This is a genomic window from Beijerinckiaceae bacterium (assembly GCA_004564215.1).
GTDB lineage: Bacteria > Pseudomonadota > Alphaproteobacteria > Rhizobiales > Beijerinckiaceae > Methylocapsa.
On sequence record CP024846.1, the window covers coordinates 606,979 to 630,599 of the forward strand.

A 23,621-nucleotide genomic window follows, 5' to 3' on the forward strand; every position below is an offset into this window, starting at 1 on the left:
GAATGCGCGCATGGTCTGTTTGGAAACTCTCCGCCGCCATGGCAATGCCGCGCCTTCTTGGGTTCGCGTAATAACGTCGCTCGCGGGCTTAAGTTCGGCTTTAGAGGATTTTCAAAGCCTATTCAGGCGTGGCCTTGGGGTACTATCCCCGACGCGAACAGCGCGCGTAAAACGGGCGGCAGATTTTCCGGAATGTCCTCCGCAATGAGGCCCGGTCCAAAATGCCGGGCGGCGGCGCCATGCAGCCAAACGCCTGCCGACGCCGCTTCAAAGGCCGGCATCGATTGAGCGAGCAGCCCGCCGATGATTCCAGCCAGAACATCGCCCGAACCCGCAGTGGCCAGCCAGGGCGGCAAATCCTCTGCCACGCTCGCAAATCCTGCCGGATCGGCGACCACCGTATCGGCGCCTTTCAACACCACGACAGCTCCGCTCAGAGCGGCGGCGGCACGCGCCCGGCTGAGCTTCGACTCCGAATGCAGACCCGCCAAATGCAATGGCGCTTGGCCCGCCGGAAGAAGCCTCGCCCAGCGAGGTTCGTCCTCCGGAACCAGGCCGCCGAAAAGCCGCGCGAATTCGCCGTCATGGGGCGTAAGCACCGCGCGGGCATGGGCCGCTCCGATCGCTTGCGCGAGACCGTAGGCATCGTTTTCAAAACTCGTCAGGGCGTCGGCATCGAGAACCATGGCACGGCCGGGAGCGCCTCCTTCCACATCGAATGCGGCCTGGGCAAACGCACGGGTTTTTTCCCCGACGCCAAGTCCCGGTCCCATCACCAGCACATTTTTCCGCCGGTCGGAGAGGAGGCCCTTAAGCTCCTCGGGCCCGTCGCAAACGCGCGTCATGACCGCGGTCAGCGCCATGGCATGAACGCAAAGCGCTTCCTGCGGCGTTGCGACGGTCACGAGGCCGGCGCCGGCGCGGAGGGCGCCACGCGCGGCCAGCCGCGCCGCCCCTGTGTAGGCGAGCCCGCCGGAAAGGACGAGCGCGTGACCCCGCGAATATTTATGGCCGTCGACTTGCGGGACTGGGAACGATTGCCGCCAGACGGCCGGACAGTTCACCCGCGTCCTGGGGGCGATCCCGGTCAGCACGTCATAGGAGATTCCAATATCGGCGACGACCGTATCGCCACAATGCAAACGGCCCGGCAGCAGCACATGCCCCGGCTTGCGGCGAAAAAAAGTGACGGTGCGCGCGGCCTTGATCGCAACACCGCGGATTTGTCCACTTGAACCATCGATTCCGGAAGGAATATCGACGGCGAGGATCTGCTTCTTCGTCCCCTTGGTCCATTCATTGAGGCGCAGCACCAAATCCTTGGCCGCACCTTCGAGATCGCGGGCTAGGCCGGCACCAAAGAGGGCGTCGATGACAAGGTCGGCCGCCTCGAGATCGAGCTCCCCGATGGTGTGGATTTTCCCAGTCCAGCACCGCGCCGCAAGCGCCGCATCGCCGCGCAAAGCGTCGCGCGAACCCAAGAGGCCGAGGTCGACCGCAAAATCCTGCGCCGCCAGGAGACGCGCGGCAACAAATCCATCGCCGCCATTATTGCCCGGTCCGCAGCAGACCAGGATGCGGCCATGCGGTGGAACAAGTTGCGCGGCCTCGCGGGCCACCGCCGCGCCAGCCTGTCCCATGAGCGTGGATCCGGGCGTCCCCCCGGCGATGGTCAGGCGGTCGGCCTCCGCCATTTCGGCGTTCGACAGGAGCTCGGGGGAAAGATTTTCATTCGACATTCAAAAAACCGTAGCGAAAAATGTTAACCGAGCCCGAAGCGCAGCCGCGGGATCTTCTCTGCCGGCGCCATTAAGTTGACAAGGGAGCACGCGGCAGCTAACCACCCTGTCCCTGTAAGGTCCGCCTTCTTGCCATCCGCGCCGCCCCGTCGTCGCCCATTTTGGCGGCTAACCAATTTGAGCGGCGACGTCCATGTCATGAAACCCCTTATCGCGAAATTCGCCATAGGTCAGGTGGTGAGGCACCGGAAATATCCATTCCGGGGAATCATCTACGACGTGGATCCGGTCTTCGCGAATACCGAGGAATGGTGGCAGTCGATCCCCGAAGAGGTCCGCCCCCACAAGGATCAGCCTTTTTATCATCTTTTTGCTGAAAACGCCGACACTGAATATGTCGCCTATGTCTCGGAACAAAATCTCATGGCCGATACCTCGGGCGATCCCATTCGCCACCCTCAGGTCGACGAGATGTTCGTGCGGGCGCAGGACGGCGTCTACAAAATCAGAACAGCCCGCTTAAACTAGCCCCTCACTTGCGGCGGCGGTCTTCGAGCTCGAGCGTTACCAGCCGTGCCAGCAATGTCGCAGGATAGAGCTGCCCGATGATCCCTTCGAGATTGCACAGGCTACGCGCAAAAGGGTGGACCGGCACAATATCCCCATAACCGGTCGAGGTCAGGGTCACGAAGCTGAAATAGATCAGATTGCTTGCGAGCGATGAGCTGTCGGTAAAATTCAGGCCCGAGAAGGCATGCGGCGTCAGCAAAGCGACAAAAGTGAAGAGCGCCACGAACGTCAAGCCGATGGTCATGTAAAGCAAGACGGCGCCGTTGATGCGATGATAGGTCACCCGTCCGGGCGCAAAAACCGCGCGGGCGATCACCCAGATCAGCATCGCTCCGATGGTGACACATGCGCCGGCCTCAAGATAAATGTCGAGAACCGACGCGAGTTGCAGGCGAAGTACTGTGGCCGTGGCGGCGACGCCGATCGCCCCCAAGAGGATCATGATCACCAACAAGGTCCGCGATTGGACGAGGACACAGCTGGCGAGCAAGAGCGCGATGACGAAGCCGTACCCCTGCGCCGAAATAATGCCGGACGCATGGAGGGGCACGATGACAAAGACCAGCACCATGAGCAGGACGGTCAGAACCGTCAGAAGCGGATCGTGCAGCTGGTCGCGGACGTGACCGAGCCGCTTCTGCACGTGGCCGTTGAGCGTGTGCACACGCTGGCCTACGCCGACCCGCGGACGCTGCGCCAAGCCGCCGGCATCTGGCCCCATGCTCTCCATCTACACTCCCAAGCCTCGTTCGCCTTAGGAGACCGCTAACAACCAATTAAGGCGCATTTTTGCCGCATTCAGGAGGCGCTTTCTTCGCCGCCGTCGTCTCCGTGGGTTTCCTCCTCCTCCGCGCGCGGCGTATCCTCGTCGCTGATCCGTTCGACCGCGACCACCTGCTCATCATCGGCGGTGTTGAAGACGATCACGCCTTGGGTTCCACGGCCGGCAACCCGGATGCCATCGACCGGGCAGCGGATCAATTGGCCGCCGTTGGTCACCAGCACGATCTCGTCGCCATCCTCGACCGGCATCGAGGCCACCAGTTTGCCGTTTCTCTGATTGACCGCCATCGCGACGATGCCTTTGCCGCCGCGTCCGGTAATGCGATATTCGAAAGATGATGTCCGCTTGCCATAACCATTCGACGAAACCGTCAGAATGATCTGCTCGGCGGCCGACATTTCGGCATAGCGCTCCGAACCGAGGTTCGAGGCGACCGGGGTTTCCATAACTCCAGTATCCTCGCCAACCGGCTCGTTGGCCTCGGGCGAAGCGTCACCGGCAATCGCGCGCCGCATTTTGAGATAGGCGAGACGTTCGCCGCTATCGGCCTCGATGTGGCGCAAAATGGCGAGCGAGATCACCCGGTCCCCCTCCCCGAGCGCGATGCCGCGCACACCCATGGAATCGCGGCCCTTGAAGACTCGCACATCGGTCACCGGAAACCGGATGCATTGGCCATCGGCCGTCGTCAAAAGGACATCCTCGGTCTCTCGGCAAATCTGCACATCGACAATGTCCTCGCCAGGATCGAGCCGCATCGCTATTTTGCCGGCGCGGTTGACCTGAGCGAAATCCGAAAGCTTGTTGCGCCTGACGCTGCCCCGCGTCGTCGCGAACATGACGTCGAGATGCTCCCACGCGGCCTCGTCTTCGGGAAGCGGCATGATCGTGGTGATCCGTTCGCCGGTTTCGAGCGGCAATATATTGACGAGCGCTTTTCCGCGCGCCTGCGGCGCCGACAGGGGAAGCCGCCAGACTTTTTCCTTATAAACTTGGCCCTGCGAAGAAAAGAACAGCACAGGCGCGTGCGTCGAGGCGACAAACAGCCTTGCGACGAAATCCTCGTCGCGAGTCTGCATTCCCGCGCGGCCTTTGCCGCCGCGTCTTTGCGCGCGGTAGGCCGCGAGTGGAACCCTTTTGACATAGCCGAGATGCGAAACGGTGACGACCATGTCCTCGCGCTGGATGAGGTCCTCGTCCTCGACGCCGGGGGCATCGTCGAGAATGATGGTGCGCCGGGGCGTCGCATGCGCGGCCCTGACTGCGAGCAACTCCTCCTTGACGATCGAAAACAGCCGGGCGCGCGAGCGCAGAATGTCGAGATAGTCAGCGATTTCGACGCTGAGCTTATTCAAAGCCTCGGCAATTTCCTCGCGGCCGAGGGCCGTCAGCCGCTGCAGCCGGAGTTCAAGAATGGCCCGCGCTTGCGTCTCGGACAGGCGGCAAGCGCCGTCCTCGCTGAGGACGTGGCGCGGATCGGCAATCAGCGTAATCAGCGGCGCCATATCATGCGCGGGCCAAGAGCGTTCCATGAGGGCCATGCGGGCGGCGGCCGGATCCGGAGCAGTCCGGATCAGATGGATGAATTCGTCGATATTGGCGAGCGCGATCGCCAGACCCACCTGCACATGCGCGGCGTCGCGGGCCTTGGTCAAAAGATGCTTGGTACGCCTTGTGACGACCTCTTCGCGGAAATCGATGAAGGCGGTCAAGAAATCCCGGAGCATGAGGACTTCCGGGCGGCCGCCGTTGAGGGCTATCATGTTGCAGGCGAAGCTCGATTGAAGCGCAGTAAAGCGCCAGAGCTGATTCAGCACGACATCGGCGAGCGCGTCCCGCTTGAGCTCAATGACGATCCGCATGCCGTCGCGATCGGACTCGTCGCGGAGATCGGAAATGCCTTCAACGCGCTTGTCGCGCACAAGCTCGGCGATCTTCTCGATCAAAGTGGCTTTGTTGATCTGATAGGGAATCTCGGTGACGATGAGCGCTTCGCGTTCCTTGCGGATCTCCTCGACTTCCACCTTCGCGCGCGTCAACACCGAACCGCGCCCGGACATATAGGCGGTTCGGATGCCGGCCCGACCCAAAATACTTCCGCCGGTCGGAAAATCGGGACCGGGAACGATGGCGATCAAATCCTCGATGGTCATTTCCGGGCGGTCGATCAGGGCTATCACCGCATCGATCACCTCGCCGAGATTGTGCGGCGGAATATTCGTCGCCATGCCGACCGCGATGCCGCCAGCGCCATTGACCAGGAGATTTGGGAACCGTGCCGGGAGAACGGTCGGTTCATGTTCCTTGCCGTCGTAGTTCGGCTGAAAATTGACCGTGTCGGAATCGATATCTTCGAGCAGCGCCATGGCCGGACGGGCGAGCCTCGATTCCGTATACCGCATGGCGGCCGGGGGATCGCCATCAACCGAGCCGAAATTGCCCTGCCCGTCGATCAAAGGCAGACGCATCGAGAAAGGCTGCGCCATCCGCACCAGCGCGTCATAAATCGCGCTGTCGCCATGCGGATGATATTTACCCATCACATCGCCGACGATGCGGGCGCATTTCACATAAGGCCGGTCCGGCGTGTGGTTATTCTCGTGCATCGAAAACAAAATCCGACGATGCACCGGTTTCAGCCCGTCGCGCACATCGGGAAGTGCCCGGCTCACGATGACGCTCATCGCATAGTCGAGATAACTCCGGCGCATTTCGTCGGAAATAGAAACCGGCCGCACGTTGGAAGCGTGCGGCGGTGAAGTGTTGTCGTCAGTGTCGGCCAAGTGGAGCTAATCCAGAGCGAGAGAAATATGCCAAATTCTACCCTGCCCGGCCCTGAAACAGCAACTCCGGAATTCCAAGAGTCTCAATAAAAACAGATTTTTAATGGGAATTTTCAGCAGCCGCGAAAAGCTCAGGCGCGGGCTCGAAGAGGAACACCTGAACATTAGAAAGGGATGTCGTCGTCAATGATATCGGCGGTCCGCCCAGCGGTCGCGGGACGCCGCTCCGGCGCGCGTGCCATCGGCGACGATTGGCCAAACCCCGCGCCGGTTGAAGCCTCGAAACTGGAGTCGGCATCGCCGCGGCCACGGCTGTCGAGCAGGGTCAGTTCGCCGCGAAAGCGTTGCAGCACCACCTCGGTCGCCTTGCGCTGATTGCCGTCGCGATCGGTGTATTCGCGGGTCTGCAATTGCCCCTCGAGATAGACCTTCGTGCCCTTCTTGCAATATTGCTCCGCGATCTTGCCGAGGTTCTCATTGAAGATCACGACATTGTGCCATTCGGTGCGTTCCTTGCGCTCGCCCGAGGCCTTGTCGCGCCATGTCTCGGACGTGGCGACCGAGAAGCTCACGACAGGGTCGCCGGCGCCAGTGCGCCGCACTTCAGGATCGCGGCCAAGATTGCCGACCAGAATGACCTTGTTGACGCTCCCAGCCATCAACCCGCTCCCTTAACTTGTAAGACCACGAATACGCGCAAACCGATCGAACCGCGTGCCGCCTATCCTTACCCTATCGGCATGGCCGCGGGCCCCAACAAATGGGTTATCCACGATAATCCCGCAAGCTCAATGTTCTTTTTTTGTTCTAGCAGCCTAGACACGCGCATGCAAGCCGGTCCGGCGCGAAATCTTCTCGATTGACAAAGCTTGGCCGCAAGGCGATCCTCACATCATTGGTGGTTCCCGCAAGGGATCAAAAGGGAACGCGGTGCGCGCTTCAGGCGCAACGCCGCGGCTGCCCCCGCAACTGTAAGCAGCGAGCCTGCAACCAACAACGCCACTTGGGGCTTCGGCTCCTGGGAAGGCGGTTGGAGGCCTTGACCTGCGAGCCAGGAGACCTGCCCCCAAGCCGTGGTCACGTGCGAAAGCGTCGGGCGGGGTGCACCGAGGTGGATGAAGCATTCATGGCATACTCGCGCGCCATGAGAGCCAAATTCAATTCGCAGTGACGGTCCACGTTCGCTGCGAGGTTTCTTCGTGCACATTTCCTATCTTCAAGCCGCCAAATGCGGCTCCAATCCCGCTTGCTCCCGCCGTCTCGGGGTGCCCCTTCGCTGTCTGCTGCTGGCGTTGGCGCCCGCGGGCTTTATCCCCGTTCCTCTGAGCGCGCAGGAGGCTTCGCCCGCGTCTGAGACCGCGAGCCTTCCCGAGGTCACTATCAGCGCCACCGCAACTCCCGAGCCGATCGCCGACGTCGGCAGTTCGGTCACGGTGATCGATTCGGCGCAGATCGAGCGCGAGCAACGCCGCACCGTGCCCGACGCATTGAACGTTACGCCGGGCCTCAATGTCGTTCAGACCGGCGGACCGGGCGGAACCACTTCGGTATTCATCCGGGGGACCAATTCCAACCAGGTCAAAGTTCTGATCGACGGCATCGACGCGAGCGATCCAAGCAATCCCAACGGCAGTTTCGATTTCGGCCAATTGCTGACCTATGACATCGACCGCATCGAGGTTTTGCGCGGTCCCCAAAGTGGCCTTTATGGCGCCGACGCGATTGGCGGAGTCATCTCCATCACGACCAAGGGCGGCGAAGGGCCGCCCAAGGCCAAGGCGCTCATCGAAGGCGGCTCCTTCGGCACGTTGAACGAAACGATGGGCTTCAGCGGCTCGACGCCGGTTTTCAGCTATTACATGAACCTCGCGCATTTCAATGTGGCGCACACCCAGGTGACGCCTCCCGAACTGCTGCCGCCCGGGCGTCAGGGCATTGGCAATGCCAATGAGAATTGGACGCTCTCGACCAAATTCGAGGCGCATCTTGCCGATCATTTGGATGTCAGCCTTGTCGCTCGCTATATCGATTCGACGCTTCGCTTTACCGGCGATGATTTTTCCACTTTTCCGGCGACCCCCGCCGCATCCCAAAGCATCCAGCGCGACAATCAGCTCTATACGCGCGGCGAAGCCAATTGGGTCACTTTCGACGGAGTCCTGAAAAATCGTTTCGGCGTGGGCTACACGCAATCCTATATGTCGGAAAAAGATCCCGACACTGGTTTCGGGTTTACCGTGCCGGCCAGCAATCTGGGGCAAAGACTCCAATACGACTGGCAAGGCGAGGTCGCCCTTTCCAAGGATTGGACATTGATTGCGGGATTCGAAAACAAAGCCGATCAATTGTACAGCGCGCCGACTTTCGCCCGCAATGCCAACCGGGCCGGCTACGTCCAGCTTTTGACCCGCTACGATGACCGGTTTTTCATGGCCTCGAACATTCGCTACGACGACAATGCTCAATTCGGCGGCCATCCGACCTACCGCTTCGCGCCAAGCTTTCACGTTCCAGTCACTGAAACGATCTTGAAGGGCAGTGTCGGCACCGGCTTCAAGCCACCGTCGCTGAGCCAGCTCTATGTCGATTTTCCGGCCTTCGGCTTCTTCGGCAATCCGAATCTGAAGCCTGAGGAAAGTATCGGATTTGATATCGGGTTTGAGCAGCCGCTCATGAATGAGATGATCCGTTTCGGCGCCACCTATTATCAGAACAATCTCACCAATCTCATCGACATCAACGCGACCGGCAACTCCTACACCAACATCGGTCGGGCGAAGACCTTTGGCTGCGAGGCGTTCTCCTCATTCGCGATTACCCCGCAGCTTAATTTGCGTGCCGATTATACCTTCACCATTGCCAAGGATGAGACAACGGGGCTCGAACTGCTGAGGCGGCCGCGAAACAAGCTCAGCTTCCAAGCGGCATGGAAGCCGATCGACAGGCTCTCGCTTTCGACGACGCTTGTGTTCGTCGGCAGCTTTGTCGATGGCAATCGCGATTTCTCGATTCAGCGGCTGACCGCACCCGGCTATACGCTGGTCAATGTCGCGGCGAACTACCAGGTCGACGAAAATTTCCTGGCCTTTGGTCGGATCGATAATTTGTTCAATGTGCGGTATCAAAACCCCACGGGGTTTTTGACGCCCGGGCTCGGTGCCTATGCCGGGCTTCGCATGACCTATTAATCTGGAGCTTACGCGATGCGGTCGGCGGTCAACTTGGCCGCCCCGCATCTGCGGGCGGTTTTTCCCAGAGTTAGTCAGTGATCCCAGGGCGGTTCAATGAGAGTCCGCAGAGCGCCGATCTCCTTGTCAATCTTGGCTCGCTGGCGTTCGAGATGGCTGATCCGAGCGGAGATCTGTTCGGGTAAGAGTCCCATTTCAGGGCCCGCCATGGCTTCTGCGGAAGATAGAATCTCCTTGATTTCGGCCAGGCTTAATCCGAGCTTCTTGCCCTTCTGGATCATCTGCAGATGCAGCTTGTCGCGTGCATCGTACTTTGGGAAGCCCGCGCCGTCTTTGGGTCGAATAAGACCCCAGTCCTCGTAGAAGCGAAGCATCCGAATTTTCAGCCCCAAATCCTTGGCCAATTCGCGCAACGAACTCAAATTGGAAACGCTCGTCGGCGGCTCCGTAGACCATCCCTCATGAATTTCCGCATCCGGAGGGGGAATGAACGGAGGAAGTTTTTGCTTCGACTCCTTATTTCTCGTTAGGGTCATGTGAGACCTCATCTCTTGAGCCTTGCATCGGCCAAACCAAATAAACATAGAAACCGAAGTGAACGGCTTTAAAAAAATGCGCCCGCCGGGGAGGGTCGACGGGCGCAAGCGGCTATAGGCGCTTAGGAGCAGCCATTAGCCCCCATCGGTTACCTAAACCTCAACTACTTAAGCGTGACAACAATCGAATAAGGTTAAGCCTAATTTCGTACCAAAACTGTACAAAATTGGTCACATCCAAAAATTGGCGGTGTTATCCACATCAACGTATCAGGACGAGGTATTTTCAGTATTTATTTTTGGCTCATCGTGCAGAACGACATTCAGCAAGGAACTATGAACCTCGATGCCGTCATCGTAGTCAATAAAGCCGAGTTTGCGGAATTTGTTCATAAAAAAGCTTACCCGGGATCGGGTCGTCCCGATCATATCCGCAAGTGTCTCCTGGCTGATTTTTGTGATCATCGGCTCCGGCTTGCCCTCCTTGCCGAAGTTCGCCAACAGCAGAAGCAGCCGGGCAAGACGCTTCTCGCTCGAATTGAAGAGCTGATCGACGAGATCCGCTTCGACCCGGAGGGTGCGACCCACTAGATGGGCGATAAACATTTCGGAGAAAGCCGGTTCCTGATGGATCGCATGAAGAATCGCCGCTTTTTCCAATCGCATGATGACCGATTCCGTCATCGACGTCACCGTCGAGATGCGCTGCATTTGTCCGGCGAGGCATCCTTCCCCGAAAAATTCGTGGGTCCCAAGAATGGCCACGACTGCTTCCTTGCCTTGCTCCGAAACAACGGTGACCTTCCCCTTGCCTTTCTGAATGTAGAAAACCGCATCCGCCGGCTCGCCCTGAGCGAAGATGACCTGCCCCTTGCCGTACTTGCTGATACTCCGGCCCTCGCCGACTTTGCTGAGAAATGATTTAGGATCAAATAGACTTTTCGGTTTAATCGCCATGACAAGACCTTCTTTACTGCGTCTAGGAACAGCGAGCTGATTCTTTAGCATAGTCGAGTTTCGCTGATCCACTGTCGTGATCGACACCGAGTCCCTTCGCAGGCTTGGCCGTTCGGCCAACTCCAAAACCAGATGCAATGAAGGTTTCGTCATAGGTTTTCAGGTGATAGCGTCCGATGCCCTATTCCTCGAACGAGCAAAGGTAAGGCTGTGCGCACCCGCCTCCAGGCGTTTTATAAAATCCGCAGCGACGCTGCTTCAATCGAGGAGCGTGCGCACTCCATTGCGATCGAACAAAGCGTGGAGACACCGCTCGCCGCGATCCGCGATTCCCGCATCTTGTCCGAAATTGTCGGACAGGTGGCGGCGATCGAGGATGGCGGCGACGGCTGGTTCGACGTGCGCGTTGATCTTGCCGCCGCCACCGTCGGCGAGGATGCCGGCCAGCTTCTCAACATGCTGTTCGGCAATACTTCCCTTTACGAGGACGTCATTCTCGATGACGTCATCTTGCCAGACGATCTAGCGGCGGCTTTCCGCGGTCCAAACCACGGCATTGAGGGAATTTTCGCGCGCGCAAAGGCCAAGCGGCGGGCCCTCACCTGTTCGGCTCTGAAACCCCAAGGCCTCGGCGCAGAAGAATTGGCCGAGCTCGCGTTCAAGCTGGCGCTCGGCGGGGTCGATTTCATCAAGGACGATCACGGGATAGCCAACCAAGCGTTTAGTCCTTTTGAACCTCGCGTGCGGGCCTGCGCCGCCGCCACGCGCAAGGCTGCCTCAATCACCGGCCGGCAAACGCACTATGTTCCAAATCTTACCGGTCACTTTGATCAAATCGAACAGCAATTAACCATTGCCCGCTCGGAGGCACTCGATACGGCGATGATTGCGCCGATGATTGCCGGTGTCTCGAACGTGCAGGCGCTCCGCCAAGCCTATCCGGATTTTGCGTTGATCGCGCATCCGGCGATGACCGGCGTCAGCCGCATGTCGCCCTATGTTTTCGCCAAGCTGTTTCGCCTGTTTGGCGCCGATGCCTATATCTTTCCAAACCCTGGCGGCCGGTTCGGTTATACCGTTGCTTGCTGCAAGAAAATTGCGCACGCATTGCGAGCCCCCTGGAATGACTTGCTGCCAAGCCTGCCGGTGCCGGCCGGCGGCATGAGTCTTCAGCGGGTGCCGGAAGTGCTCGACTTTTACGGCCGCGATGCAATGCTGCTGATCGGCGGTGCCCTTCTATCGGCGCCTCCCGACGAGATCGTTACGGAAACCGCCGCTTTTGTGCGCGCGGTCGTTGACCATCATTATGGGTGATCCCATGCCCCATGCGAAAGCCGCTTCAATACCTTTGCGCAAGGCCGGACCGGATTTCGACTGGGAGGGGATCGAACGCCTCGCCTATAAAGAAGCCGATGCAGCGCCGTTCAAGGCGATCTCCCGACAGACATTGTTTTCAGATCCCCGTCTTCAAGGCGAATTGCGCTATTTCGAGATCGAGGCCGGCGGGTTTTCAACCCTTGAGCGGCATGATCATATGCACGCGGTCGTCATTCTGCGCGGCAATGGCCAATGTCTGATCGGCGAGTCCGTCCATCCGCTGAACCCGCACGATCTCGTCACCATCGAGCCATGGACCTGGCATCAATTCCGGGCAGCGAAGACTGAGCCTTTGGGATTTCTATGCCTCGTCAACAGCGCGCGCGACAAGCCACAATTGCCCAATGCGCGGGAGCTTGCGGAGCTGAAAGCGATCGCCGCGGTCGCCGCGTTTCTTGAGGGGTAGCAAGCCGCTCTGCCTGGGAGCGGCGGCGAAGATACGCGCTTCAAAAAAGCTCATGTCCGGTCGGACAGGCGTTCGATCACCGCACCGCAGGCGCCGAGCTTTTTTTCGATATGTTCGAAACCGCGGTCGAGATGATAGACACGATTGACCATGGTCTCGCCCTCAGCCGCAAGCGCCGCGATCACCAGCGACATCGAGGCGCGAAGATCGGTCGCCATCACCGGCGCGCCTTGCAAATCCTCGACGCCCTCGACCACCGCGACATCGCCATCGAGCTTGATATGGGCGCCGAGCCGGGCCAATTCCTGAACATGCATGAAACGATTTTCGAAGATCGTTTCGGTAATCCGCGAGGAACCCTTCGCCTTGGTCATCAAGGCCATGAACTGGGCCTGCAAATCCGTCGGAAAGCCGGGAAACGGCGCGGTTGTGATATCGACGGGCGACAGGCCCGCGCCATTGCGCTGAACCCGCAAACCTTCGTTGGTCGCGGATATTTGGGCGCCGCTCCGCTCGATCGCTTCAATCGCGCTTTCCAGCAGGTTTTGGGTCGCGCCCTCCAGCATGACATCGCCGCCGGCCATCGCAACGGCCATTGCATAGGTGCCGGCTTCGATACGGTCGGGCAGGACCGTGTGGCGGGCGCCGGATAGACTGCAGACACCCTCGATCTCAATGCGGGATTGCCCCGCCCCTTTGATCCTCGCGCCCATCTTGATGAGGCAATCGGCGAGATCGACGATCTCCGGTTCGCGCGCGGCATTGACAAGGAGCGTATGGCCCTTGGCCAGCGAAGCGGCCATGAGCGCGGTATGCGTGCCGCCGACCGTCACCTTGGGGAAATGGATCTCGGCGCCGGACAGGCCCTTGGGCGCCTTGGCATGAACATAACCGGCCTCGATCTCGACGCTGGCGCCGAGCTTTTCGAGGACCATGATCAAAAGATCGACCGGCCGCGTGCCGATCGCGCAGCCGCCCGGCAAGGAAACCTTGGCCTCCCCCATCCGTGCGAGCAACGGGGCGATGACCCAAAAACTCGCCCGCATCCGGGAGACAAGCTCATAAGGGGCCAGAATATCGACGATCTGGCGGGCGCTGAGGTGGATGGCCCGGCTCGCATGGGCGGGCGCGCCCGGACGGCGGCCATCGACCGAATGATCGACGCCATGATGGCCGAGGATGCGCAACAGCATCGCCACATCCGCGAGATTGGGGATGTTTTCAAGCGTCAGAGTCTCGGTGGTCAGAAGCGAGGCGATCATCAGCGGCAGCGCCGCGTTTTTGGCGCCGGATATTCTGATGACGCCATTCAGTTTCTGACCGCCGACGATACGAATTCGATCCAATGAAGCCCCCGCTTTGTCCTATGAGCCCGGTTTTCTATTTCCTGGCGACCCCGCCCTGCATGGTGCTCGCTTCGCCGTCGTCTCCCGCCTGCTTTCCCCGATCGAGCTTTTGCGCCTTCCGGCGTCGAAGATTGGCCCGCAACGCCTCCGCCAAACGCGCGCGCTCGGCGGTTTTGCGCGAATCTGCGGCGCTTTGCGCTTCCGAATCTGTGGCCTTGGGCGCCGATCGATTATTATTGCCGGAAATGCTCATAATTTCCTTCATAAAGGCTTAGAAATTTGAGATGCTGCCGGCCGGGACCGGTTTTTGCTGCAACTCTAAGCACTTAGAAGTCTTGTAAAACGTCAAGACGGCCAAGACAAGGCAGCGTGCTTGCCTAAGCACGAGCGCTATGCCACATACGCCGGCGCCTCGAAGTTTCAAGCCGCTCAGGCCAGCGCTGCGGTAGCTCAGTGGTAGAGCACTCCCTTGGTAAGGGAGAGGTCGAGAGTTCAATCCTCTCTCGCAGCACCATCTAGGTCGTTTTCAAATCGAGACGATCTTCGATCCGGAAGTTTCGGACGCACTTGAGAGTGGGAGCGCGGCCGTGTCAGCTTTAATTTCCAGGTGATCTATTGATCCAGGCCAGCCGACGCGCTGAGACTGGCTGCGCGAGGCGAGAAGACCGAGGAAGCGATAAGCAAATTGTATCACATTAAATAGATAGAATGCTAATTGTACGCTATACGCCGACATAAATCGACAGTGATTTTTTCTTGTTTTTATGGCCGCGTTGCCGGTATATGGAGCGGCCTCATTGGTTTCCCGCAGAGGCTCGCGACATCTCGCGTCCGCAGTCCTGATTATGTCGGGATCATGTCACAAATATTTTGATCAGCTGACATTTCAGCGCGATTCGCCGCGCTCGCGTTCTCCTTCCTCCTAGCCATTTCGAGAGTTATCCAACCTTATCCACAGGAACATTTGACACCCGCGCGGTTGTACTCTATTTGTTCTCTATATGATCCCGGAACATTCAGAGCCCAGAAAATAGCCCGCTATAATGCTCGCAAGACGCGAAAGCGGCAGAAATTGGGCGCTGATTTGACGGCAATGCGACCAAATGTCAGGTCGGACGCCGGCCCTGACGGAAACTCAACCATGAGAGCACCGCAAAGCCAAGATCTATTCGCCGTTCCAAAAGCCTCGCGGCAAGCGGGTGCGAATCTATGGCGCGGCGCCGCAAAGCTCGGTTCGGCCGAGGCCGATCCGGCTCGCGGGGAGACCTCTTATGCAGGGCGGCAACGCCAGCGTGGCCGGGGCGCCCTGTCCAATGCGACCGGACGGTTCGAGCCCCTCGCCCGTTTGGCCGAGGATGACGGCTGGGATTTGCCCGACGAGCTGCCGCCGCTCGCGACCCAAATCACGCACGAACATGCCAAAAAGATTATCACCCGAAACGAATCGCCGGATATTTCCTTCGACCGGTCGATCAACCCCTATCGCGGCTGCGAACACGGCTGCGTCTATTGTTTCGCGCGGCCGACCCACGCCTTCCTCGGCTTGTCGCCGGGGCTGGATTTCGAGACGCGGCTCTTCTCCAAGCCCAATGCCGCAAGCCTGCTGGAGCGTGAATTGTCGGCGCCCGGCTATGAGCCCAAAACCATTGCGATAGGCACCAATACGGATCCCTATCAGCCGATCGAACGCAAAGAACGGGTCATGCGCCAGGTGCTCGAGGTGCTGGCGCGAACTCAACATCCGGTCGGTATCGTTACCAAATCGGCGCTGGTTTTGCGCGACCTCGATCTTCTCGCGCCCATGGCGGAAAAGGGCTTGGTGAAAGTGGCCCTGTCGGTCACAACGCTCGACCCTCGCCTTGCCCGCAAGATGGAACCGCGCGCCAGCACCCCGGCGCGGCGCCTGGATGCGATCCGGCGCTTGACGGAAGCGAATATTCCCGCCGTCGTCATGGTCGCTCCGATCATCCCTGGCCTCAATGACGCGGAGATCGAGGCGGTCCTCACCCGCGCCCATGCGATGGGGGCGCGCGAAGCCGGCTATGTCATGTTGCGGCTGCCGCTCGAAGTGCGCGACCTTTTCACCGAATGGCTCGCGGTACATTATCCGGACAAGCTCAAGCACGTCCTCGCCTTGATGCGAGGCGCGCGCGGCGGCAAGCTCTATGACGCAAGCTTTGGCGCACGGATGACCGGGTCCGGTCCCTACGCCTGGATGATTGGGCGCAGATTCGAGGCGGCCGCGGCGAGACTTGGTTTTGCAAAAACCAGATTGCCCTTGCGCACGGATTTGTTCGACCCTCCCCCGCGGCGCGGCAAACAATTGGAGTTGCTGTTTTAGAACTCGATCCGGCAAGCCTTTTCAGGCCCCGCCGGATCGCTTAGATCCGTAACCATGTCACCCGTCCCAAAGGATCCCCCAAGCTCGCCCGAGCCCGAGCGCACCGCGCCTGGAGATACTCCCAAAGCGTTGATCCCCCCGCAAGATGGGGAGGACATCGACACCGCCGCTGATTTCGATCTCAACCTTGAGGAGGCGGAACTTCCGGCCTCGGTCCGCCATGGCGCGGCGGTCATCCGCCGGTTCTGGCAGCATGCTCCTGCCGGCCCCGGTGTCTATCGGATGATCGGGGCCGACAATGAAGTTCTCTATGTCGGGAAGGCAAAAAGCGTCCGCAACCGGATCGCAAGCTACCTACGCCCGTCCGGCCATACCAATCGCATCGCCCGAATGATCGCCCTGACGGCGTCCATGGTCTTCGTCTCGACCGAAACCGAGACCGAGGCGTTGCTCCTCGAAACCAATTACATCAAGCAGATGAAGCCGCGCTTCAATGTGTTGATGCGCGACGACAAATCGTTTCCTTATATTCTTTTGACCGGCGACCATGCGGCGCCGCAAATCACCAAACATCGTGGGGCGCGCAACCAGAAAGGCGATTATTTCGGCCCGTTCGCGAGCGTCTGGGCCGTCAATCGAACCTTGAACGCTCTGCAGCGCGCGTTTCTCCTGCGGTCCTGTTCGGACAGTTATTACGCCAACCGCACCCGGCCCTGTCTGCTCTTCCAGATCAAGCGGTGTTCGGCACCCTGCACCGGCGAGATCGATGAGGCGAGTTATGCCGAACTTGTGCGCGAGGCGCGCGCGTTCCTCTCGGGCAAGAGCCGCGCCGTCCGCGACCAGCTCGCGGCGGAAATGGCGCAGGCTGCGGAGATGATGGAGTTCGAACGCGCCGCGCGGCTGCGGGATAGGATTGCCGCGCTCTCCGCGATCCAGGGATCTCAGGGCGTCAATCCAAAGACTGTCGAAGAGGCCGATGTCTTTGCCATCGTCGAACAAGCCGGACAGTTTTGCGTCGAGGTGTTTTTCTTCCGGACCTTTCAGAACTGGGGCAATCGCGCCTATTTCCCCCGCGCCGACAAGAGCCTCACGCCGGAAGAAGTGCTCGATTCCTTTTTGGCGCAATTTTACGCCGACATCCCGCCGCCACGTCTCATTCTGCTCTCCCATGCGATCGAAAATCGCGGGATCCTCGAACAGGCCCTATGCGAGCGGTTTGGGCGAAAAATCGAGATCGGCGTGCCTCAGCGGGGAGAAAAAAAGGAACTGGTCGAGCAGGCCCGGCAGAATGCGCGCGAGGCCTTGGGCCGGAAACTCTCCGAGACCGCCTCTCAAGAGAAGCTTCTAGCCGCTTTGGTTCAGCCTTTCGGCCTGTCCGGCGTGCCGCGACGGATCGAAGTCTATGACAATTCGCATGTGATGGGCACCAATGCGGTCGGGGCGATGGTCGTGGCGGGTCCGGCAGGGTTCATGAAAACGCATTACCGGACGTTCAACATAAAGGACAATGATCTCACCCCTGGCGATGATTACGGGATGATGCGGGAAGTTCTGCGGCGGCGGTTCGCGAGACTTGTCAAGGACGAGGCAGCCGGAACCGAAGGCTTGGGGGATTTGCCGGATGACCTGAACGGCGGCGAAACCGAAGACGATAGCGCGGCCAGCTTTCCGAACCGGCCCGATCTGATCCTGATCGACGGGGGCCAAGGACAATTCGATGCCGCGCGAAAAGTCTTGAGCGACCTCGGCGTCACCGGCGTGGCCGTCGCGGCAATCGCCAAAGGACCCGACCGCAACGCCGGGCGGGAAAGCTTTTATGTCGACGGCAAGGAGCCGTTCAAGCTGTCGCCGCGCGATCCGGCGCTCTATTTTGTCCAGCGTCTGCGCGACGAGGCCCATCGTTTCGCAATCGGAACCCACCGGGCGCGCCGTAAAAAGGAGTTCACAAAAAGCCCTTTGGACGAGATTCAAGGGATCGGGCCGGCCCGGAAACGGGCGCTCTTGCACGCCTTTGGCACGGCCAAGGCCATTTCGCGGGCGACCTTGTCCGATTTCGAGAAAGTCCCGGGCATAAACGCTGCCACTGCGCGACTCGTCTATGATTTTTTTCACGAACGTGGCAGATAATAGAATTATTATACGTCTTCGGCGCCGCCCCGCCTCTATGCCAGCGGGCTGGAATCTGCGACACCATCTCGGAAAGAGTGTTCCCCGACCATGGCGATCACAACCGTATCGAGAAATCTGGGCGTGGCCTGGAACGTGCCTAATATCCTGACCTATGGGCGGGTGGCGGTTGTCCCGGTCGTCGTCGGCTGCCTTTTTTGGCCCGAAATCGACGGAATGCGCTGGATCGCGCTCGGTTTTTTCATTGCCGCCGCGATTACGGATTTTCTCGATGGGTATCTGGCGCGGGCCCTCTCGCAGCAGTCGAGCCTTGGCCAGATGCTCGACCCGATCGCGGACAAGCTGCTGGTTTCGGCCGTGCTGATGATGCTTGTTGCGGACCATACAATCGCCAGCTATTCGCTTTCCGCCGCGATCATCATTCTGTGCCGGGAAATCCTGGTTTCCGGGCTCCGCGAGTTTCTGGCCGAGCTAAAGGTCTCGATCCCGGTGAGCAAAGTCGCGAAGTGGAAAACCACGCTGCAACTTGCCGCTCTTGGGTTTCTGATCGCCGGCCCCTCGGGCGATGAAATCATTCCGGGCGTGACCAAGGCCGGCTTGGTACTTCTGTGGCTGTCCGCCTTGCTCACGCTCTACACGGGCTGGGACTATTTGAAGGCCGGCCTGAAGGAAATGATCAACGAATGATTCGGTTTGATGTTTCATCAAACGCCCAAGAGTAAGCTTATGAAAGCCCTTTATTTCGCCTGGGTGCGCGAACGCATCGGCAAAGCCGAAGAGGAAATCGCGCCGCCTGCCGGCATCAACACGGTCGCTGACCTCATGAACTGGTTGAGCGGCAAGGGCGAAAATTATGCCGCCGCCTTTGAAAACATGAAGACCCTTCGAGCCGCCCTCGACCACACGCATGTCAAGCATGACACGCCGATCGCAAACGCGCGGGAAATTGCCTTCTTCCCCCCGATGACCGGAGGATGAGGGCATGAGCGCCCGGATCGTCGTGCGCGTTCAAAAGGAAATTTTCGATATCGAAGCGGAAGCGTCCGCCTTGACGCGAGGCCGCACCGACATTGGCGCGCTGGTGACTTTTACCGGATTCTGCCGCGACGAAAATGGGGCGCTGACCGCGCTCGAGATCGAGCATTATCCCGGCATGGCGGAAGCGGAAATCACCCGCGTCGTGAACGAGGCGACCGCGCGCTGGCCGCTGGAAGGTGTCGTGGCCCTCCATCGCTATGGGCTGATCCGACCGGGCGAGCCCATTGTTCTTGTGGCCACCGCGAGCCTGCATCGCGGCGAAGCTTTTTTGGCGGCATCTTTTCTCATGGATTTTCTGAAGACCGAAGCGCCGTTCTGGAAGAAGCAGCATTTGGCGGATCAAACCTCCGGCGATTGGGTCGCGGCCAAAGCGCAGGACGATGCCGCCGCGCAAAAATGGCGGGTGTGAGAGTTTTTATTAGGTGATTTGAATTTCAGCTTGCCGAGTTTTGGGCGCTAAGCTGGCGTTGCCACAACGACCGCTCAACCCCAAAAGCCGAATCCGGGGCCTTCAGAATTACAGAACAAATACCAGCAGCCAACACAGGTTGCAGTGGCTTGAGTCGGTAGGCTCGTTACGTCCACGCAGCCGGATGTTGGTCGTATTGTTCCGAACATCCTGGCACCACCGATGAGCTATCCGGGACCGAGCCTCCAAGTAGGTTTTGGCGTGCCGTGCCGCCTTGGTTTTCATTGAGCTCAAGCTTATGCCCCAAAACCGCCCGGTGATTCGCGAATTGTCGAGCAAATGTTTTTAGTGCATATCTAGGTCGAATCACGTCTCGCCTCATACAAAAACTGTCTCACTATATAAATTCACCTTATATATCAGCACTTTATGATTAAGCTATATATACACCAACAAATCTATCTTAGACACAGACATACATTATAATACGCCGCCCTTGCAATTATTGGTTCTTCTGCCTACATTCTTCGGCAATCGAGAACAAGCTGCGAGGTAGAAAAGATGCAAGTCGAGAGCAATGAAGAACTGTACTCGGTGTCCATTAAGGGCAACGGCATCACGATTGAAAAGAGCGTCGCCTCCCATTTAGCCCGACAAATGATCAATATGATTTTGGGCGGCACAACCACGTATGGGTCTGTATCTCCGCAAGAACCGTTGGTATCCGGGAATCGCACTTCGGGGACTAGCACTGCTCCCCCCCCGGGCGGTGGTAGAACGTCGCTTCGAGAATTCCTTGACGAAAGCCAAGCAACCCGGAACCCCGACAAAATCACCGCCATCGCCGAATATCTAATCGCACATGAAGGAACAGAATCTTTTACGCGAGATGACATCAAGGGGCGGTTTCGCACGGCTGGTGAGGCGGCTCCAGCCAATTTCCCGAGAGACTTCACATGGGCTGTCAAAAATGGGTGGATTGCGGAGGACCCCAAGTCGCCCGGCTCATTCTACGTCACGAAGAAAGGCCGCACCGCAATCGAGAACAAGTTCTCAGACGAAGTTAGGAAAGCGACAGCAAAGCCGAGCACCCGAAAGCGCTTGCGAAAGGCGGGAAGCACGCCGTCTGCGGAGGATGATGCTAAATGAACCAGAAATTACATTTGGCGCGATTCAGCGGAATTCGAGATTCCGCCCTTGTCGATCCGCATACCCTCTCCGATGATCGGCTGAAGGTTCTCTGGGTGCTTGCCACAACCAAGGACGATCCGGAGCTGGCGTATATGACGCCAGCACAAATCGCAGACATCCTCTGCGACGGAGAGGGGATACACATGCCGCGCCAGCGGGCCGCTGGTATTCTCCAACAGGAAAGCGGGGCAGTCACGAGAAAACGCCATAAAGGTCGAAATTTATATAAGATTATGAGACAGGGCGTTGAAGAACTCGCCCCCGCTTCGCTCTCCTCTACCTATGTCGATCCGGAGCAGGCACTGACCCAAATTCGGAGAATGGAAGAGATTCTGGCCACGCTTAAGGGAGATCTAAAAGTCTGCGATCCCTACATAGAGAATAAAACAATCGACTTCCTGGCGGAATGCAGATCTTCGTCATCTATACGACTCCTAACATCAAACGTATTAAAGGAATCAAAACTCCGGCGTGATCTGGCGGCATATGAAAAGGAGCACCCCAGTAAAATTGAGATCAAAATCTCACCGAACGGCATGCTGCATGATCGTTACATCCTTCATAAGGAAGGCATGCTGCTGTTAGGGACGAGTTTGAATGGCTTTGCGAAGAAACAGTCTTTTTTGGTTTCACTTGGCCCAGACATCAGAGCTGCCACGGAGATAGCATTTAACCGGGTGTGGGCCTCAGCGACAAAATTTTAATGGTCGGTATGACATGAACACGTAACTTGTGGATCAGAAGGAAAGTGCTCCATCTGAGCAGTATTTTCTCGCGGTGGCTCAGCCTTTCTTCTCCCAGCGCCCATTGTCCCCCTGCTGCCAATAGGTCAGCGCAAAGCCCAAATCCTTCAACTTTTTCCATTGTTCCTGCGCCAGCAAAAGTTCCTCCTCATTGTTGCCGTCGAACAGAGCAATCGCACGGACATAAGCCGGGTCGGCCCCCGCGAGCGCCTTTGTCATATCCACCCCCTCGACAAACAGCCGGAGCGCGGCGCCATTGGGATTTTCGACATCCGTCGTCAGATAGACCGGCTGGAGTTCGGCGTCGCCATCGCGCGCCCGTCCATGCGCGAGAAAGCTCGCATCCGAATAGGTCCAGAGCGACTGATCGAGCGCATCGAGCCGTTCGTCGCTGTTGGCCTGAACGACGACACGCCAGCCCTTTTCCAGCGATTTCTCGACGAGGTGGGGCAGGACGTTTTCAAGGGGTTGGCGCTGCAGATGGTAAAACCAGACCTCAGTCATTCAAAAACCCGCTGTCCGTTCAGGCATGCTGGGAGGAGGAAAATACTACGCCCGCACCCCTCCCCTAATCTTTCACTTGCACCGGGCCCGCACAAGTAAGATCCTCCGCCTCGACAGCCGGGGATTCACATGCTTTCACGCCGCAGTTTCGTCAGCCTCGCCCTCGCCTCGGGCGCCACCACTTTCGCACGTGCAGGGACCACGGACTCTGCGCCAACAATATTGCGGATCGAGCGCCGCACCCTTGAGGTCAATGGCAAGGCCGCATCGGTGTTCGGCCTCCAACAGCCGGACGGAAGCTTCGGGATCACCACCGAAGTCGGCAAGCCGTTCCGCGTGCATCTCGAAAACCACATCGACAGGCCAAGTCTGATCCACTGGCACGGCCTGACGCCACCCTGGGAAGAGGATGGTGTGGCAGGGGTCTCCGCTGCATCGATTCCACCCGGCGGCAGCGCCGACTATGATTTCCAGCTTCCCTTCGGCGGCACCTTTTGGATGCATTCGCATTACGGGCTTCAGGAGCAGAGTCTGATGTCCGCGCCTCTGATCATACATGACGCCAGCGATAAGGCCGATCAACAGGAAGTGGTCATGATGCTGGCCGACTTCAGTTTCACGCCGCCCGAACAGATTTTTGAACAGCTTCGGAAGGGCGGCGCTTTGGCGCGCGCGCATATACACCACATGGCGATGTCCGCGGAGGAAATGGCGGCCATGCCGCAAATGGCGGCACCTCCAACGGAAAGCAAACCGGACTTGAACGATGTGAAATATGACGCCTTTCTTGCCAATGATCGCACGCTCGCCGACCCGCAAATTGTGAAAGTTGAACAAGGCGGCCACGTGCGGCTGCGTGTCATCAATGGCTCGTCGATGAGCAACTATCATATTGATCTCGGACCTTTGGACGGCGACCTCATCGCCGTTGACGGCCTCCCCATCGTCCCCGTGCGCGGCCGTATTTTCCCCATCGCAGTCGCGCAAAGACTCGATATTATGCTCACTTTTCCGCAACCCGCCGGCGCTTATCCGATTCTCGCGAAGCTTGAAGGCGAGCGTCAACAGACGGGCATTATTCTTCGCGCGGGCGCAGCCGAGGTTACGAAAATCCCGGAGACCGCCGAGGCCGCCACGCCGCCACTCACGCTCGACCTTGAAAGCAGGCTGCAGGCGGCCACGCCGCTGAAGCCACGCATGCCAAACCTCCGCTACACATTGAACCTGACCGGCTCGATGGAAGGCTATCAGTGGTCGATCAATGATGTCGTCTGGAGTCCAGACGCCCCGCCGCTTGGTCTTGTCAAGGGCGACCGCGTCGAGCTGATTTTAGTCAACCGCACGAATATGCCCCATCCGATGCATCTGCATGGACACCCGTTCCAGGTCGTGGCCATCGGCGGCAATCGCTTCGCGGGCGCCTTGCGCGACACGATGCTGGTTCCGGCGAAAACAACCGTGGCGATCGCATTCGATGCCAATAATCCGGGCTTGTGGGCGTTTCATTGCCACCTGCTCTACCATATGGAAGCCGGCATGTTCACGACGTTCCGCTACAGTTAAAGCGGGTGACGCGATGGCT

The 23,621-nt window shown here is 58.9% G+C and carries 21 protein-coding genes, 1 tRNA gene and 1 riboswitch; of the genes, 13 read left to right on the top strand and 9 right to left on the bottom strand.

Features of this window, described 5'->3' with window-relative positions:
* Positions 1-122: 122 nt before the first annotated feature.
* Positions 123-1,739, bottom strand: a complete 1,617-nt coding sequence (locus CU048_02885) for a bifunctional ADP-dependent NAD(P)H-hydrate dehydratase/NAD(P)H-hydrate epimerase (protein ID QBR70394.1) — start codon at positions 1,737-1,739, stop codon at positions 123-125.
* A 198-nt stretch (positions 1,740-1,937) separates the two neighbouring features.
* Here CU048_02885 and CU048_02890 point away from each other — a divergent pair, with 198 nt between their 5' ends.
* Positions 1,938-2,267, top strand: a complete 330-nt coding sequence (locus CU048_02890) for a DNA-binding protein (protein QBR70395.1) — start codon at positions 1,938-1,940, stop codon at positions 2,265-2,267.
* 4 nt (positions 2,268-2,271) lie between these two features.
* Here the strand turns inward: CU048_02890 and CU048_02895 are convergent, their stop codons facing one another.
* From CU048_02895 to CU048_02905, 3 genes are all read right to left on the bottom strand, one after another.
* Positions 2,272-3,030: an ion transporter gene (locus CU048_02895; GenBank protein ID QBR70396.1), complete on the bottom strand. Its 759-nt coding sequence runs from the start codon at positions 3,028-3,030 to the stop codon at positions 2,272-2,274.
* Positions 3,031-3,107: 77 nt separating this feature from the next.
* On the bottom strand, positions 3,108-5,876 hold the full coding sequence (locus CU048_02900) for a DNA gyrase subunit A (protein ID QBR70397.1): 2,769 nt from the start codon (positions 5,874-5,876) through the stop codon (positions 3,108-3,110).
* 164 nt (positions 5,877-6,040) lie between these two features.
* Entirely contained in the window at positions 6,041-6,535 is a 495-nt protein-coding gene (locus tag CU048_02905) for a single-stranded DNA-binding protein (protein ID QBR70398.1), read from the bottom strand.
* A 223-nt stretch (positions 6,536-6,758) separates the two neighbouring features.
* A riboswitch (cobalamin riboswitch) is annotated at positions 6,759-6,959 on the top strand.
* Between the two features lie 116 nt (positions 6,960-7,075).
* Here CU048_02905 and CU048_02910 point away from each other — a divergent pair.
* Positions 7,076-9,064 carry a TonB-dependent receptor gene (locus tag CU048_02910; protein ID QBR70399.1) on the top strand — a complete coding sequence of 663 codons (1,989 nt, stop codon included), beginning with the start codon at positions 7,076-7,078 and terminating at the stop codon, positions 9,062-9,064.
* Positions 9,065-9,138: 74 nt separating this feature from the next.
* On the opposite strand, the gene CU048_02915 is transcribed toward CU048_02910, so the two are convergent.
* Entirely contained in the window at positions 9,139-9,648 is a 510-nt protein-coding gene (locus CU048_02915) for a hypothetical protein (GenBank protein ID QBR70400.1), read from the bottom strand.
* Positions 9,649-9,870: 222 nt separating this feature from the next.
* The gene (locus CU048_02920) at positions 9,871-10,557 is read right to left on the bottom strand and encodes a Crp/Fnr family transcriptional regulator (protein QBR70401.1); all 687 of its coding nucleotides are present in this window, start codon (positions 10,555-10,557) and stop codon (positions 9,871-9,873) included.
* 210 nt (positions 10,558-10,767) lie between these two features.
* On the opposite strand from CU048_02920, the gene CU048_02925 reads away from it, so the two are divergent.
* Complete coding sequence (locus CU048_02925) at positions 10,768-11,871, top strand: ribulose 1,5-bisphosphate carboxylase (GenBank protein QBR70402.1); 1,104 nt, start codon at positions 10,768-10,770, stop codon at positions 11,869-11,871.
* 4 nt (positions 11,872-11,875) lie between these two features.
* Complete coding sequence (locus CU048_02930; GenBank protein ID QBR72612.1) at positions 11,876-12,340, top strand: cupin domain-containing protein; 465 nt, start codon at positions 11,876-11,878, stop codon at positions 12,338-12,340.
* A 50-nt stretch (positions 12,341-12,390) separates the two neighbouring features.
* Here CU048_02930 and murA read toward each other — a convergent pair whose 3' ends face one another.
* Together murA and CU048_02940 are read right to left on the bottom strand one after the other, a co-directional pair.
* Positions 12,391-13,686 carry a UDP-N-acetylglucosamine 1-carboxyvinyltransferase gene (gene murA, locus CU048_02935; GenBank protein QBR70403.1) on the bottom strand — a complete coding sequence of 432 codons (1,296 nt, stop codon included), beginning with the start codon at positions 13,684-13,686 and terminating at the stop codon, positions 12,391-12,393.
* Positions 13,687-13,720: 34 nt separating this feature from the next.
* On the bottom strand, positions 13,721-13,951 hold the full coding sequence (locus tag CU048_02940) for a hypothetical protein (protein QBR70404.1): 231 nt from the start codon (positions 13,949-13,951) through the stop codon (positions 13,721-13,723).
* A 174-nt stretch (positions 13,952-14,125) separates the two neighbouring features.
* Here CU048_02940 and CU048_02945 point away from each other — a divergent pair.
* The 8 genes from CU048_02945 (at position 14,126) to CU048_02980 (ending at position 21,496) form a co-directional block, all read left to right on the top strand.
* Positions 14,126-14,200, top strand: a tRNA-Thr gene (locus CU048_02945).
* Between the two features lie 627 nt (positions 14,201-14,827).
* Entirely contained in the window at positions 14,828-16,027 is a 1,200-nt protein-coding gene (locus CU048_02950; GenBank protein ID QBR72613.1) for a radical SAM protein, read from the top strand.
* 54 nt (positions 16,028-16,081) lie between these two features.
* The gene (locus CU048_02955; GenBank protein QBR70405.1) at positions 16,082-18,154 is read left to right on the top strand and encodes an excinuclease ABC subunit C; all 2,073 of its coding nucleotides are present in this window, start codon (positions 16,082-16,084) and stop codon (positions 18,152-18,154) included.
* 90 nt (positions 18,155-18,244) lie between these two features.
* A complete protein-coding gene (gene pgsA, locus CU048_02960) occupies positions 18,245-18,841 on the top strand; it encodes a CDP-diacylglycerol--glycerol-3-phosphate 3-phosphatidyltransferase (protein QBR70406.1) in 597 nt (198 codons plus the stop codon).
* Between the two features lie 39 nt (positions 18,842-18,880).
* The gene (moaD, locus tag CU048_02965; GenBank protein ID QBR70407.1) at positions 18,881-19,132 is read left to right on the top strand and encodes a molybdopterin converting factor subunit 1; all 252 of its coding nucleotides are present in this window, start codon (positions 18,881-18,883) and stop codon (positions 19,130-19,132) included.
* A gap of 4 nt (positions 19,133-19,136) precedes the next feature.
* Positions 19,137-19,601 carry a molybdopterin synthase catalytic subunit gene (locus CU048_02970; GenBank protein ID QBR70408.1) on the top strand — a complete coding sequence of 155 codons (465 nt, stop codon included), beginning with the start codon at positions 19,137-19,139 and terminating at the stop codon, positions 19,599-19,601.
* A 561-nt stretch (positions 19,602-20,162) separates the two neighbouring features.
* Positions 20,163-20,750, top strand: a complete 588-nt coding sequence (locus CU048_02975) for a hypothetical protein (protein QBR70409.1) — start codon at positions 20,163-20,165, stop codon at positions 20,748-20,750.
* Positions 20,747-21,496, top strand: coding sequence for a hypothetical protein (locus CU048_02980; protein ID QBR70410.1), 750 nt, complete (start codon positions 20,747-20,749; stop codon positions 21,494-21,496). The genes CU048_02975 and CU048_02980 overlap by 4 nt, the downstream gene beginning before the upstream one ends.
* Positions 21,497-21,574: 78 nt before the next feature.
* Here the strand turns inward: CU048_02980 and CU048_02985 are convergent, their stop codons facing one another.
* Positions 21,575-22,039, bottom strand: coding sequence for a DNA polymerase III subunit chi (locus CU048_02985; GenBank protein ID QBR70411.1), 465 nt, complete (start codon positions 22,037-22,039; stop codon positions 21,575-21,577).
* Between the two features lie 129 nt (positions 22,040-22,168).
* Here CU048_02985 and CU048_02990 point away from each other — a divergent pair, with 129 nt between their 5' ends.
* Positions 22,169-23,602: a copper oxidase gene (locus CU048_02990; protein ID QBR70412.1), complete on the top strand. Its 1,434-nt coding sequence runs from the start codon at positions 22,169-22,171 to the stop codon at positions 23,600-23,602.
* The last annotated feature ends 19 nt before the right edge of the window (positions 23,603-23,621 follow it).